This window comes from Pseudothauera rhizosphaerae (genome assembly GCF_004801305.1).
GTDB classification, from domain to species: domain Bacteria; phylum Pseudomonadota; class Gammaproteobacteria; order Burkholderiales; family Rhodocyclaceae; genus Pseudothauera; species Pseudothauera rhizosphaerae.
On the sequence record NZ_SSOD01000002.1, the window covers coordinates 106722 to 120909 of the forward strand.

At 69.0% G+C, this 14188-nt stretch carries 14 protein-coding genes and 1 tRNA gene; 4 read left to right on the plus strand and 11 right to left on the minus strand.

Annotation, left to right across the window (positions count from 1 at the left end):
- Positions 1-118: 118 nt before the first annotated feature.
- From flhA to E6O51_RS02455, 6 genes are all read right to left on the minus strand, one after another.
- Positions 119-2215, minus strand: coding sequence for a flagellar biosynthesis protein FlhA (flhA, locus tag E6O51_RS02430; RefSeq protein WP_136383391.1), 2097 nt, complete (start codon positions 2213-2215; stop codon positions 119-121).
- Positions 2212-3372 carry a flagellar biosynthesis protein FlhB gene (gene flhB / locus E6O51_RS02435; RefSeq protein ID WP_136383392.1) on the minus strand — a complete coding sequence of 387 codons (1161 nt, stop codon included), beginning with the start codon at positions 3370-3372 and terminating at the stop codon, positions 2212-2214. Before flhB ends, flhA begins: the two co-directional genes overlap by 4 nt.
- 142 nt (positions 3373-3514) lie before the next feature.
- Positions 3515-3973 carry a DUF192 domain-containing protein gene (locus E6O51_RS02440; RefSeq protein ID WP_136383393.1) on the minus strand — a complete coding sequence of 153 codons (459 nt, stop codon included), beginning with the start codon at positions 3971-3973 and terminating at the stop codon, positions 3515-3517.
- Positions 3974-4031: 58 nt separating this feature from the next.
- Positions 4032-4298 carry a hypothetical protein gene (locus E6O51_RS02445; RefSeq protein WP_136383394.1) on the minus strand — a complete coding sequence of 89 codons (267 nt, stop codon included), beginning with the start codon at positions 4296-4298 and terminating at the stop codon, positions 4032-4034.
- A 10-nt stretch (positions 4299-4308) separates the two neighbouring features.
- A complete protein-coding gene (locus E6O51_RS02450; protein ID WP_136383395.1) occupies positions 4309-5046 on the minus strand; it encodes a dinitrogenase iron-molybdenum cofactor biosynthesis protein in 738 nt (245 codons plus the stop codon).
- A 190-nt stretch (positions 5047-5236) separates the two neighbouring features.
- A complete protein-coding gene (locus E6O51_RS02455; protein ID WP_136383396.1) occupies positions 5237-5803 on the minus strand; it encodes a pseudouridine synthase in 567 nt (188 codons plus the stop codon).
- A gap of 147 nt (positions 5804-5950) precedes the next feature.
- Between E6O51_RS02455 and E6O51_RS02460 the strand changes: the two genes are divergently transcribed.
- Positions 5951-7111, plus strand: a complete 1161-nt coding sequence (locus E6O51_RS02460; RefSeq protein WP_136383397.1) for an HD-GYP domain-containing protein — start codon at positions 5951-5953, stop codon at positions 7109-7111.
- Between the two features lie 5 nt (positions 7112-7116).
- On the opposite strand, the gene E6O51_RS02465 is transcribed toward E6O51_RS02460, so the two are convergent.
- Positions 7117-7204: transfer RNA gene (locus E6O51_RS02465), tRNA-Ser, on the minus strand.
- Positions 7205-7387: 183 nt separating this feature from the next.
- Positions 7388-8719, minus strand: coding sequence for a 23S rRNA (uracil(1939)-C(5))-methyltransferase RlmD (gene rlmD, locus E6O51_RS02470; RefSeq protein ID WP_136383398.1), 1332 nt, complete (start codon positions 8717-8719; stop codon positions 7388-7390).
- Positions 8720-8798: 79 nt separating this feature from the next.
- Between rlmD and E6O51_RS02475 the strand changes: the two genes are divergently transcribed.
- From E6O51_RS02475 to E6O51_RS02485, 3 genes are all read left to right on the plus strand, one after another.
- Positions 8799-9920, plus strand: a complete 1122-nt coding sequence (locus E6O51_RS02475; protein WP_136383399.1) for a cupin domain-containing protein — start codon at positions 8799-8801, stop codon at positions 9918-9920.
- 4 nt (positions 9921-9924) lie between these two features.
- On the plus strand, positions 9925-10416 hold the full coding sequence (locus E6O51_RS02480; RefSeq protein WP_136383400.1) for a DUF7931 domain-containing protein: 492 nt from the start codon (positions 9925-9927) through the stop codon (positions 10414-10416).
- A 169-nt stretch (positions 10417-10585) separates the two neighbouring features.
- Positions 10586-10927, plus strand: coding sequence for a hypothetical protein (locus E6O51_RS02485; protein ID WP_136383401.1), 342 nt, complete (start codon positions 10586-10588; stop codon positions 10925-10927).
- A gap of 100 nt (positions 10928-11027) precedes the next feature.
- On the opposite strand, the gene bamC is transcribed toward E6O51_RS02485, so the two are convergent.
- The 3 genes from bamC to E6O51_RS02500 form a co-directional block, all read right to left on the minus strand.
- Entirely contained in the window at positions 11028-12158 is a 1131-nt protein-coding gene (gene bamC / locus E6O51_RS02490) for an outer membrane protein assembly factor BamC (RefSeq protein WP_136383402.1), read from the minus strand.
- 26 nt (positions 12159-12184) lie between these two features.
- Positions 12185-13063 carry a 4-hydroxy-tetrahydrodipicolinate synthase gene (dapA, locus tag E6O51_RS02495; RefSeq protein WP_136383403.1) on the minus strand — a complete coding sequence of 293 codons (879 nt, stop codon included), beginning with the start codon at positions 13061-13063 and terminating at the stop codon, positions 12185-12187.
- A 105-nt stretch (positions 13064-13168) separates the two neighbouring features.
- On the minus strand, positions 13169-14095 hold the full coding sequence (locus tag E6O51_RS02500; RefSeq protein ID WP_136383404.1) for a histone deacetylase family protein: 927 nt from the start codon (positions 14093-14095) through the stop codon (positions 13169-13171).
- Positions 14096-14188: the final 93 nt, after the last annotated feature.

The window sequence follows — 14188 nt, forward strand, 5'->3', positions numbered from 1 at the left end:
CCGACTCCGACGACCGCGCTCGCAGCGCAGGATGGTTCCGATTATGGCCGCCGCCCGGCCCCGGGATAGGGCGGAATAAACCGGATTTCCCCCGCCTATTCCCCCGCTGCGGAAGACCTCAGGCCGCCGCGCCTATCATCGCGGTGACGCGGATGGTGCGCGCTTCGGGCACTTCGGAATTGGCGATGACCTTGAGCGAGGGCACGGCGCGGCGCAGGAAGCGCGACAGCAGCATGCGCAATTGCACCGGCACCAGCAGCACCGGCGGCAGGCCGATGTCCTCCTGGCGCTGGGCGATCTGGGCGGTCTGGCGCAGCAGCGTGTCGGCCAGCCCCGGTTCGATGGCGCCGCCCTCGCCGCCGGCGCTCATGGCCTGCAGCAGGATGCGCTCCAACCCCGGTTCCAGGGCCATGACCTGCAGTTCCGCGTTGCCCGGGAACAGGCTCTGCACGATGGCGCGGCCGAGGGCCTCGCGCACCTTGCCGGTGAGTTCCACCGGGTCCTGGCTGCGCACCGAGTGTTCGGCGAGCACCTCGATGATGGTGCGCATGTCGCGGATGTTGACGCCCTCGTCCAGCAGGTTCTGCAGCACGCGCTGCACCGTGGACACCGGCAGCAGCTTGGGCACCAGGTCTTCGATGAGCTTGGGCGATTCCTTGCCCACATGGTCCAGCAGGGCCTGGGTTTCCTGGCGGCCGAGGAGTTCGGCGGCGTGGTCGAGGATGAGGTGGTTGAGATGGGTCGCCACCACGGTGCTGGCGTCCACCACCGTGTAGCCCAGCGCGTGCGCCTGCTCCCGCTGGCCGGCGTCGATCCAGTAGGCCGGCAGGCCGAAGGCCGGGTCCTTGGTCTCGCGCCCCTGCAGCGGGCCGGTGACGCGGCCCGGGTTGATCGCCAGGTACTGGCCGGGGTAGGCCTCGCCGCCGCCCACCTCCACGCCCTTCAAGGCGATGCGGTAGGCGTTGGGCTTGAGTTCCAGGTTGTCGCGGATATGCACCGGCGCGGACAGGAAGCCCACCTCCTGGGCGAACTTCTTGCGCAGGCCGCGGATGCGCTTGAGCAGTTCCCCGTCCTGGCCCTTGTCCACCATGGGGATGAGCCGATATCCCACCTCCAGGCCCAGCACGTCCACCGGCGCCACGTCGTTCCAGCTCGCTTCCTGCGCTTCCTGGGCCGGCGCAGCGGCGGCAGCGGCCTGGGCCGCGGCTTCGGGCGTCTCGGCGGAGGCCTGGCGCTTCTTCATCTGCTGCCAGCCCAGCGTCGCGATGAGCGCCGCCAGCAGCAGGAAGACGAAGTTGGGCATGCCGGGAATCATGCCCAGCACGCCGATGATGGCGGCGGTGAGGAACATCACCTGCGGGTTGGCGAACACCTGGCCGATGACCAGGCTGCCGATGTCCCCTTCGTCCCCCACGCGGGAGACCACCAGGCCGGCGGCCACCGAGATGATCAGCGCCGGAATCTGCGCCACTAGGCCGTCGCCGATGGTCAGCAGGGCATAGGTGTGCCCGGCGTCGCCGATGGCCATGTCGTGCTGGATGACGCCGATGAAGAGCCCGCCGATGATGTTGATGATCAGGATCAGGATGCCCGCCACCGCGTCGCCGCGCACGAACTTGGAGGCACCGTCCATGGCGCCGAAGAAGTCGGATTCCTGGGCGATCTCCTTGCGGCGGCGCTTGGCTTCCTTCTCCTCGATGAGACCGGCGTTCAGGTCCGCGTCGATGGCCATCTGCTTGCCCGGCATGGCGTCCAGGGTGAAGCGCGCGCTCACTTCGGCGATGCGCCCGGCGCCCTTGGTGATCACCACGAAGTTGATCACCGTGAGGATGACGAACACCACGATGCCGACGGCCACGTTGCCGCCCACCAGCACGGCGCCGAAGGCCTCGATGACCTTGCCCGCCGCGTCGCCGCCCGCGTGGCCTTCCATGAGCACGATGCGGGTGGAGGCCACGTTCAGCGACAGGCGCAGCAGCGTGGTGACCAGCAGCACGGTGGGGAAGACGGAGAATTCCAGGGGCTTCTTCGTGTACATCGCCACCATCATCACCATCACCGACACCGCGATGTTGAAGGTGAAGAACACGTCCAGCAGGAACACCGGCAGCGGCAGCACCATCATGGACAGGATCATGACGATGAGCAGCGGCGCCGCGAGCTGGCGCATGCGGGCCGGGGTGAGCAGTTCACGCAGGCTGAGGATGTCGTTCATTCAAGCGGTTCCGTGGTTCGGTCGGGCGCGCCCGGGTCCATGCCTGCGGGCACCTGCAGGGCGGTGGGCGCCTGGGGCGGCAGGCCGCCCTGGGCCATCCAGTTGTTGAGCTGATAGACGTAGGCCAGCACTTCGGCCACCGCGGTGTACAGCCCGGCGGGGATGGCCTGTTCCAGTTCGCAATGGGCGTAGAGGGCGCGGGCCAGGGGCGGCGCCTCCAGCATCGGCACGTCGTGCTCGCGGGCGATCTCGCGGATCTTCAGGGCGGTTTCGCCGCGGCCCTTGGCCACGACGACCGGAGCGCCCATCTTCGCGGCGTCGTACTTGAGCGCCACGGAGAAGTGGGTCGGGTTGGTGACCACCACGTCCGCCTCGGGCACCGCGGCCATCATGCGCTTGCGCGCCATCTCCCGCTGCATCTGGCGGATGCGCCCCTTGAGCTGCGGGTCGCCTTCCTGTTCCTTGCTCTCGCGCTTGACCTCTTCCTTCGTCATGCGCAGCTTCTTGTGGTATTGCCAGAGCTGGAAGGGCACGTCCAGCAGCGCCAGCAGGCCCAGACTGGCGGCGATCATCAGGGTGGTGAACAGCACCGTCTCGGCGAAGTCCGGCATGCCCACTTCCAGCGGCTCGATCATCAGGTCGAAGATGTGGTCGCGGGTGTTCCACAGCACCATTGCGCCGATGCCGCCCACCAGCAGCGCCTTCAGGGCGGCCTTGACCATCTCCATCAGGCCGTGGGTGGAGAACATCCGCCCCAGGCCCTTGAGCGGGTCCATGCGGTCGAACTTGAGGCCGAGCACCTTGGGCGAGAACACCAGCCCGCCCAGCGCGATGGGCGCGGCCACCGCCGCCAGCAGCAGGGCGCCGAACAGGGGCAGCATGGTGATCAGCGCGCCGCCCAGGATGTCGTGCAGGCGGTCGAGCAGCAGCGTGTGGTCGAAGGCGGCCTCGCGCTCGAAGTGGAAGCCGCGGCGGATCAGCATATGCATGCGCTCGGCGAACCAGCCGCCCAGCATCCACAGCGTCGCCACCCCGGTCATGATGACCAGGAAGGTGGACAGCTCACGCGACTGCGGAACCTGCCCTTCCTCGCGGGCCTGCTCCAGTCGCCTGGCTGAGGGCTGTTCTGTCTTCTCGAGATCGCTGTCTTCGGCCATGGCCGGCTCCGGGCCCGTCCCGCGACGCTGGCGTCAGCGCGGACGGATGTGGACACGCGGCAATTATGGCCGGCCACCGGCAAGTCCTGCCGGTGGATAAGGCGGGGTAAAACGGTTCAATTCGGCGCTTGGGGCGCGGGAGTCACTGCGGCGCCGGCAGGCGCTCCAGGCCGCGGATGCGTGTCCCCGCGGCGATGCCCTTGTCCGCGAACCAGCCCTTGTTCATCTCCAGCGCGTAGCGGGCGGCGTTGGCCGCGCAGTGGCTTTCCTCGCTGTGGGGCGTCATGTCGGCGATGTTGAGGATGCGCCCGTCCCCGTCGATGAAGGCCACCGACAACGGCACGTAGGTGTTCTTCATCCACATGCAGTGGCGCGCATCCTGGGGAAAGACGAACACCATGCCGCGCTGCCCCGCCAGCATGCGCCGGTTCATCAGGCCGATCTGGCGCGTCTGCGGCGTGTGCGCCAGTTCCGCCTCGATGCGGTACATGCCCGCACCCAGCTCGAACACCGGCATGGCCTGCTGGGCGGCCGCGGGCAGGGCGGGCAGCAGGGCCGCCAGCGCGGCAAGGGCGAAGCGCGGAAGAACGGAGGGCGTCATGGCAAGGGCAGGCGGATGGACGACGGCCCGCATTCTACGCCGCCATCCGCCGCCCCGTTCAACGCATGACGGCCAGCGCCGCCACCGCCGCGGTGAGCGCCGGCACCACTTCTGCGCCGTCGCCCGCGGCGAGCAGCTCCTGCGCGTGCTCGATCAGCGCCTGCGCTTCGTCTTCCTGGTTGCCCACCTTCAGCTCCGCGGCGAAGCGGCCGATGCTGCCCGCCACCAGGCGGGTGATGCGGCCGTTCTCGCCGGTCACTTTCGAGGTCCTGATGGCGTTGGCGATCAGGTCGGTGACGATGGCGTGGTAATCCTTGTCGGCCATGGCAGCCTCCTCAGTCGTCCACCATCTCGGCGTTGTAGTTCTTCAGCCGCTGGCCGGCCGCCACCCCGAGGATCTTGGCCAGCCAGGGCGGCGGCGAATTGCTCATCATGTGCTGGAACTCGGCCAGCACCTCGGCCGCCGCGCCGCCCTGGATGCGCTTGATGGGGTAGATGCCGCCCTTGATCACCTTGGCCGCCGCCGGACCGCCCACCGAGACCACATAGACCACGTGGCAGTCGGAGATGAGCTGCACCCGGTAGCCGTTCTTGTCCTCGGCGAAATCGGCCTCCAGCGCGTCCCGCACGCCCACCAGCCGGACTTCCGTGGCGGACACCTGGTAGACCAGGTAGCGGATACAGGAACCGAAATGCCCGTTGAGCGCCTCGCCGCTGTCGGAGGCCAGGGCCACGCGCACCGAGGCGGGCATGTCGCCGTCCGCGTAGTCCTGCACCGGGGGCAGCATCTCGCCGTCGCTGTCGCCCCACAGGATGCGCACGGCGAGCTTCATCGCCTCCAGGCCAATGCCGATGTCCTCGCCGTCCTCCTCGCCGTCGGCACTGGCGAAGGCGGTCTTGAGGTCGGTGACGGTAACCGTGCGCAGGTCGTCCACATCGATCTGGCGGTCGCTGCCGAGGCGGTTCTGCAGCACGTCTATCAGTTGCGGCAGGGAAATGCCGGGCATGGCCCGCGCCGCCAGCGCCACGCGCAGCGCGGCATCACGGGTGATGGGGGGTTCGCTCTCTTGCATGGGGAAGGCTCCTCTGTCGGGGTTTTCCCTTGCAAAGCATGATGGGTGCCAAACTGCTGCGGCACGAAACTTCTTAGCAAGCAATTGATTTTATTGATTTAATATTGCCGACGTACGTAGATCGCGGCTCTGCGGCCATGTCGCATGCTCGACAGCCATCCGCTTTTTCCCGGCGGATGGAGCAAAGCCGTCAGCGCCCCCCGGTCGCCGGCAGACGCGCTTCCACCTCCCGCCACTGCCCGGGCGCCAGGCCCTCCAGCAGCCACGGGCCGATCGCCACCCGCAGCAGGCGCAGCGTGGGATGGCCGACCTTGGCGGTCATGCGCCGCACCTGGCGGTTCTTGCCCTCGCGCAGCACGATCTCCAGCCAGCTCGTCGGCACCGTCTTGCGGAAACGCACCGGCGGATCGCGCGGCCACAGCCAGTCCGGCTCGGCCACGCGGCGCGCCTCGCACGGCCGGGTGACGAAATCGCCCAGGTCCACGCCCGCGCGCAGCGCGGCCAGCGCCGCCTCGTCCGGCTCGCCCTCCACCTGCACCAGATAGGTCTTGGGCAGCTTGTGGCGCGGGTCGGCGATGCGGTGCTGCAGGGTGCCGTCATCGGTGAGCAGCAGCAGGCCCTCGCTGTCGGTATCCAGCCGGCCGGCGGCATACACGCCGGGCACCGGCACGCAGTCCTTCAGGGTCTGGCGGCCGTCCTCGGCGGTGAACTGGCACAGCACGCCGTAGGGCTTGTTGAGGAGGATCAGGCGGGACATGGTCACCGGTTGCAAACGGACGGCGCGAGGGTAACCCGAAAGGCGCTGCGCCGGGGGCGGCAAGTCCTGCCGCTGGCACGCTTCTCGCAAATTGCGCGCATGACGCGGCCGTGCCGGCCGTACCGACTTTGCCACGGAGCCTGCCCGATGACCGCCTCGCTGCTGCGCCCCATCGTCCTCCCGCCCGGCCTCGCCGGCCGCCCCGCCCCCTGCGACCTGTTCGATGAACGCGGCACCCTGCTCGCCCGCGAGGGCAGCCCGCTTAGCCCGCGCGCCATGGACGCCCCCCACCTGCGCCGGCTGTATTGCCGTGCCGGCCAGGTGCCGCAACTGGCCCAGCCCGCGCCGCTGCGCGTCCTGCGTGACGTGGGCGAGACCCTGGCGATGCTGGATGCGCTGCTCCAATCCGGCCACCCGCCCGCCGCGGACGCGTTCACCGAACTGGCCGTCCACTGCCACGCCGCCTGGCGCTTCGACCCCGACGCCTGCATCGGCTACGCCCGCCTCGCCCGCCCCATTTCGCCCGCCGTCGGCCACGTCCTGCTCGCCGCCCTGTTCGCCGCCGAGATCGGCGACGCCCACGGCCTGCCCCAGGACTCCGTGCTCGACCTGATCGGCGCTGCGCTGACCATGAACCTCGGCAGCCATGCGTTGCACGACCGCATGCACGCCCAGCACGGGGCGCCGGACGCCGCCGCCCGCAGCGCCCTCCTCGACCATCCGCGCCGCGCCGCCACCCTGCTCGCCGCCAGCGGCGGCCTGCCGCCGGACTGGCTGCGCGCGGTCGCCCAGCATCACGAAAACCTGGACGGCAGCGGCTATCCACAGGGCCTGCGGCGCGGCGAGATCGCGCTGGGCGCGCGCATCCTGCGCGTGGCCGACGTCTTCGCCGCCCGCCTGCGCGGCCGCCGCACGCGCCTGCCGCGCTACTGGAACGCCGCCAAGGCCGGCACTTCGGAACGCCTGATCCGCCACGTCTTCGGCAAGGACCTGGAAATCCTCGACCCCCACCTCGTGCGCCTGCTGCTCGTGCGCCTCGGTAGCTTCCCACCGGGCAGCCTGGTGCGCCTGTCCAACGGAGAACTGGCGATCATCAACCGCCGTACCGGCACCGACGGCAAGCCCCGCGAGGCCCTGTCCCTGCTCGATGCCCGCGGCCGCCTGCACGGCGAACCGCGCCAGCGCCCGCTCGGTACGCAGGACTGCCGCGTCCAGGGCTACGCCCACGACGACCAGCTACACCGCCTGCCGGACTACGACTGGCCGGCGCTGTGGGGGTATGGGGAATACGGCGGGAAGGTGCACTGAAGGATTGGCGGAAGCGCAGGGATTCGAACCCTGGATACCTTGCGGTATGCCGGTTTTCAAGACCGGTGCATTCAACCACTCTGCCACGCTTCCTTACTTTCGCACTGCCTGAACGGCCGCAAGGGGCCTGACGGCCCCGCCGGTTTTAGCTGCGCGCCGCCAGGCGGCGCTTCGCTAGCGCCCCGCATCCTGCCGGATGCGGCTGCGCCAAGACCGGTGCATTCAACCACTCTGCCACGCTTCCGCATCGCCCGGCCTTGCACCGGGAGCGCGCGATTATACCCCCGGCGCGTTCGCCGCTTGCGCGCCCACGTGGTCGAACACCGCCACCGACTCCACATGGGAGGTCTGCGGGAACATGTTGGCGATGCCGGCGCCGCTGAGCACGTAGCCCTTTTCATGCACCAGCACCGCCGCGTCCCGCGCCAGCGTGGCGGGGTTACAGGACACGTAGACGATGCGCGCCGGACGCTGTTGCGGACTCAGGGCCTTGACCACGGCGATGGCGCCCTCCCGCGGCGGGTCGATGAGCAGCTTGTCCAGCGGGCCCAGCGCGGCCAGGCTGTCCTCGGTGGTCTCGAACAGGTTGGCGGCGTAGAAGCGGGTCCGGCGGGCCAGTCCGTTGCGCTTGGCGTTGTCGGCGGCGCGGCGCACCATGGCCTCGCTGCCCTCCACTCCCACCACTTCGGCGCCGCGGCGCGCGATAGGCAGGCTGAAGTTGCCCAGGCCGCAGAAGAGATCGGCAACGCGCTCCCCGGGCCGCGGGTCCAGCAACTGCAGGGCACGGCGGATCAAGAGGCGGTTGATATGCACGTTGACCTGGGTGAAGTCGGTGGGATGGAAATCCATGCGCAGACCGAATTCCGGCAGCGTGTAGGCGAGGCCCGACGCGTCCTTGGGCCACAGGGACCGGGCGCTGTCCGGCCCGCCGGGCTGCTGCCACACCTGCACGCCGTGGGCGTCGGCGAAGGCGGCCAGGCGTTTCTCGTCCGTGGCGGAAAACGGCAGCAGGTGGCGGAACACCAGCACGGTAAGGCCGTCGCCCAGGGCAATTTCCACCTGGGGCACGCGATCGGGAATGGATAGCCCCGCAATCAGTTCGTGCAGCGCCGGCAGCATGGCCGAGACGTGCACCGGCAGCACCGGACAGGTCTGCATGTCGGCCACGTAGCTGGAGCGGCGCTGGTGGAAACCCACCAGCACCCCGCCCTTGCTCGGCACCAGGCGCACGGTGAGGCGCGCCCGGTCGCGGTAGGCCCAGGCCGGGCCGTGGATGGCGGCATGGACGATGCCCGGCCTGACCCGCCCCACATGCCACAGGGCGTCCTCCAGCACACGCTGCTTGACCGCGGCCTGGGCCGTGGCATCCAGGTGCTGCATGGAACAGCCGCCGCATACGCCGTAGTGCGGGCAGCGCGGCGCCACGCGCTGGGCGCTGGCCCTGAGCACGCGCACCGTGTGGGCCTGCTCGTAGGTGGGACGGCTGCGGTGCACCTCGTATTCCACCGTCTCGCCGGGCAGCGCGCCTTCGATGAACACCGCCTTGCCGTCCACGCGGGCGATGCCACGGCCTTCATGATCGAGGGACTGGATGACGGCGACGGGCATGGGGCGTTCCGGCGGGAAAAGAGCGCAATTCTACCGGCCGCGGGGCGGAATTTCCCGCCCGCGCCTATAATCCGGGCCCATGACGACCACCTTGCTCGGGGGCCTCTCGCCCCGCCAGTTCCTCGAGGAATACTGGCAAAAGAAACCGCTGCTCGTGCGCCAAGCGCTACCCGGCTTCACCGGCGTCGTGAGCCGCGAGGAACTCTTCGACCTCGCCTGCGACCCGGACGTGGAATCGCGCTGGGTGCGCCACGACGGCGACACCTGGGAAGTGGAACACGGCCCCCAACGGCGCAGCCGGCTGCGGGGCAAGCGCACGCCATGGACGGTGCTGGTGCAGGGGCTGAACCTGTGGGTGCCGGACGGCGACGAACTGCTGCACCGCTTCGACTTCATCCCCCAGGCACGCCTGGACGACCTGATGGTGAGCTACGCGGTGGACGGCGGCGGCGTCGGCCCCCACTTCGACAATTACGACGTCTTCCTGCTGCAGGGCATCGGGAAGCGGCGCTGGCGCATCGGCGACCAGAAGGACCACAGCCTGGTGGAAGGCGCCCCGCTGCGCATCCTGAAGGACTTCCGCCCCACCCACGACTGGATACTGGAGCCGGGCGACCTGCTCTACCTGCCGCCCCACTGGGCCCACGACGGCATCGCGGTGGGTGAATGCACGACCTACTCCATCGGTTTCCGCACGCCCACGGCGCAGGAACTCGGCGTCGAATTCCTCGGCTGGATGCAGGAGCGGGTGTGCCTGGACAGCGTGTATGCCGACCCCGACCTCGCCCCGCAGGAAAACTCGGGACAGATCCCCGAGGCCATGGTGGACCAGGTCGCTGCCATGCTTCGGGCCATCCGCTGGGACCGGGGCATGGTGGCGGACTTCCTCGGCGAATACCTCACCGAACCCAAGCCCCACGTGTTCTTCGACCCGCCGGACGAGCCGCTGTCCGCCGCCCGCTTCGCCCGCCAGGTGGGCAAGGCCGGCTACCGCCTGGACGCGCGCTCCGTCCTGCTGTTCCGCGACGGCCGCTTCTTCCTCAATGGCGAGGCCGTCGAAGTACCGGCGGCTGAGAGCGACACGCTGGCACAACTCGCCCACCACCGCCGGCTGCCACCCGGCACCGCCTTCTCGCCGGCCCTGCTCGCGCTGCTGCACGACTGGTATCGCGCCGGCTTCGGACATCCGCAGGAGGCCTGACCCGATGAGCGACACGACCGAACAGACTTTCGACACCTACGCGGCCTATCGCGCCGCCCTGCTCGACGCCGTCGAACGCGCGGAGCGCACGATCGTGCTGTTCGATCCCGATCTTGGCGAGACCGGCCTCGAATCGCCCGCGGGCGCCGAGGCGGTGGGCCGCTTCCTGCGCCAGGCCAGCGGGGAAGACTGCCTGCGCGTCCTGCTCGCCAGCACCGACCTGCTGGACAAGCACAGCCCGCGCCTGCTCCATTTGCTGGCCACCCATGCGCACAGGTTCGCGGTGCGCATCGGCAGCGGCGAAACCCTGCAGCCGCAACCCCAGCCCTTTGCGGTCGTCGACGGCAAACATCTGGTCACCCGCTTCCACCGCGACCGTCCGCGGGGCAAGGCCAGCCTCGATGCGCCGGCTGACTGCGCACCCTTTTTCGCTCAATTTGAAACAATGTGGATAAACGCCCAGCCGGCGCAAAGCGGCGCCACGCTTGGAATCTGAGCGCATTACGGGTGATCCCGCAGTGCACCGGAAGCGCCGCCTTCCGATGGATTCCGCATTCCCCGGGTGCTAGCATTTTGTGCATCGCACGCTCGCCGCAGATGCCCGTGAACAGTGGCGTGCGGGCGATCACTGCTGTCCGTATACCCAATCGACTAGGAAGATAACAATGAAGCATACCTCTCTGCTGCTCGCCGCCCTGCTCGCAGTCGCCGTTACCGCTTGCGGCCAGAAGGAAGAAGCCGCTCCGGCACCGGCCGAGCAAGCCGTCCCCGCCGTGCCGGCCGCTCCCGCTGCCCCGGTTGCACCGACCGAATCGGCCGCGCCCGCTGAACCGGCCGCCGCTACCGAAGAGGTGAAGGAAGGCGAATCCACCGCCGAAGCCATCGAACAGAAGGCCGGCGAAGCGGTCGAGGCGGCCAAGGAAGCCGTCGACGCGGCTGCCGAAGCCGCCAAGGAAGCGGGCAGCGCCGCCGTCGACGCGGCCAAGGAAGCCCTGCCGCAGAAGTAATCCTGCCGCATCAGGCGTCAACGACAAAGCCGGCCCGCGGGCCGGCTTTGTCGTTGACCGGGGCCGGCCGTGCGGCCTCGCGGCCGCAGGCCATGTCCGCTCAGCGCAATTGCTGCTGCAGCAGGTCCAGCATGCGCCGCGCCGTCGCCGAGCTGTCCTCTCCGCCTTCGCGGCTGAGCACCGAGACCAGGGTCTGCTCGCCTTCGCCGCGCAGGCGCAGGCGATACTCGCTGCCACCCTCGGCCACCTTGTCGTTGCTGCGCCAGAACGCCAGGCGGGAGAGGAAGCCTTCCTTGCGCGCGCTCTCGTTGTCCGCCTCGGGATCCACGTAGCGCACGTAGTACAGGCCCTGCGCCCGGTCGCGGTCTTCCACCGTGAAGCCGATGCGATCCAGCGCCAAGCCGACGCGGCGCCACGCGCGGTCGAAGGATTCATCCACCGTCAGCGTCACCCGGCCGTCAGCCGCAGTCTGCAGGCGTGCCCGCTCGGCTTCCGGAGCGGTGGCGAGCTGGGCGGCGGCGCGCGCTTCATCCGCGCCCAGGCGGACCATCAGGCGGCGCAGCATCTCGGCCTCGAGCTCCGGGTCGGCCGGGCGCGGTTGCCAGATGGTGTGGTCCTTGGCTTCGGTGGGATAGATTTCCATCATGCCGCGGTGGCTGATGTAGACCTCCACCGTGTCGCCGTCCTTGCCCTGCTCGATGCGGGTGCGGAACTTGTCGCGCTCGGGCGTGGAATAGAGGCCGTCGAGCACTCTGCCGATGGTGGAGCGGATGAAGTCCTGCGGGAGCTTGGCGCGGTCCTCGGCCCAGTCGGTTTCCATGACGCCGATCTCGGGCCGGTCGACGTTGAGGACGAAGCCGAGTTCCAGCCAGAAGTCCTTGATCTGCGGCCACAGCCTGTCGGCGCTGCCCGGCACCACCAGCCAGCGCTGGGAACCGGCGCGCTCGATGCGCATCTGCTCCACGGCGGGGATGACCTCGGTACCGGACTGGGGCTGCGTGGCACGGTCGGCGCTGTAAGCCGAATAGGTGGCCACGCCGCGCGGCGACATGTCGGGCACCAAGTAGCGGTCGTCGCGCGTGGGCGCGGTGAGATCCGGCGGGATTTCGAGCGGCGGCAGCGTGCGCGCGCTCTTGTAGTCGATCTTCTTGGATTCGAGGCTGGAGCACCCGGCCAGCGCCGCCAGCGACAGGGCCAGGAGGGATACGGCGATACGCGAAGAGCGGTTCATTGGGTTCCTGCAGTCGAGAAGAATGTTCAGACGTTGATGCCGGCCTGGCGCATGGCCGCACGCACGCGCTCATGCAGGCCTTGCACGAGCGGCGTGAGCGGCAGGCGGATGCCGGACCCGATCAGCCCCATCTGCTCGACCGCCCACTTCACCGGGATGGGGTTGGCCTCGCAGAACAGGTCGCGGTGCAGGCCGACCAGACGGGCGTTGATCTCGCGCGTGCGGCGCGCGTCGCCTTCCAGCGCGGCGGCGCACATCTCGTGCATGGCGCGCGGAGCGACGTTGGCGGTGACCGAGATGGTGCCGTGGCCGCCGAGCAGGATGAAGCAGGCGGCGGTCATGTCGTCGCCGCTGTACAGCGCGAAGCCGGCCGGCGCGCGCGCGACCAGGTCGCAGGCGCGGTCGATGCTGCCGGTGGCGTCCTTGATGCCGACCACGTTGGGGATCTCGGCCAGGCGCAGCGTCGTGTCGTTGGCCAGGTCGGCCACCGTGCGGCCGGGCACGTTGTAGAGGATCAGCGGCAGTTCGACCGCTTCGGCGATGGCGCGGAAGTGGCGGTACAGGCCTTCCTGGCCGGGCTTGTTGTAGTAGGGCACCACCGACAGGTGGGCGGAGGCGCCCGCATCGGCCGCGAAGCGGGCCAGTTCGATGGCCTCGGCGGTGGAGTTCGCCCCGGTACCGGCGATCACCGGGATGCGCCCGGCGGCGTACTCCACGGCCGCCTTGATCAGTTCGCAATGCTCGTCGACATCGACCGTGGGCGACTCGCCGGTGGTGCCAACGATGACGATGCCGTCGGTGCCCTCAGCGACGTGGAAGTCGACCAGGCTCTTCAGACGGGGGAAATCCAGGCTGCCATCCTCGTACATGGGGGTGACGATGGCGACTATCGATCCGGTAATCATGGCGGTGGCCAATACGGTAAAGCTCGCATTCTAACCGATAGCGACAACGCGGCCAGTCCGGTTTGCGGACGGTGTGACGGGTGCCCGCATGCACCATACCCCTGATCAGAGATCGGCCAGCGCCTTGACGTGGGACACCACCGAGCGCGCCAGCGAGGACAGGGAATAGCCGCCTTCCAGCACGGAGATGATGCGCTTGTGGCCGCACTCGGCCGCCAGCGCCTTGATCTGCTGGGTGACCCAGATGTAATCGGCCTCGACCAGACCGAGCGAACCCATGTCGTCCTCGTAATGCGCATCGAAGCCCGCGGAGATGAAGATCGCCTGCGGATTGTGGTTGCGCAGCGCGGGGATCCACATGTCGCTGACGATCTGGCGGAAGGCGTCGCCGCGCGTACCCGCCGGCACCGGCACGTTGCACATGTGCCTGGGGGAATTCTCGGCGCCGCAATACGGGTAGAACGGATGCTGGAAGATGCTCGCCATGGTCACCCGCGGATCGTCGCGGAAGATGTCCTCGGTGCCGTTGCCATGGTGCACGTCGAAGTCCACGATGGCCACGCGCTCCAGGCCGTGCACCTCGAGCGCGTGCAGGGCGGCGATGGCCACGTTGTTGAGGAAGCAGAAGCCCATGGCCTTGTCGCGTTCGGCATGGTGTCCCGGCGGACGGATGGCGCAGAAGGCGTTCTCCACCTCGCCCTTCAGCACCAGGTCGGTGGCCAGCACGCCGGCCCCGGCGGAACGCAGCGCCGCCTTCATGGTGTGCGGGCTCATGGCCGTGTCCGGGTCCAGGTGGCGGATGCCGTGCTCGGGCAGATTCGCGGTCAGTTCGTCGAGGTAGCTCAGCGGATGCGCCCGCGTGATCTGTTCGGGCGTGGCATAGGGAGCGTCGTAGAACGACAGGTAGAGATCCAGCCCGGCGGCGATCAGGCGGTCGTTGATCGCGGACAGGCGGTCCGGGCACTCGGGGTGGAAGGTGCCCATGTCATGCAGCCAGCATTCGCGGTGCGTGATGAACGCAGTCGTCGTCATACTCCCTCTCTCCGTGCAACCGAACTTTCCCGCCCCTGCGGACTTCAAACCGCGCGGTGGCGGCAGACGGCGGGGCTGATGTGTTTGTCGTCT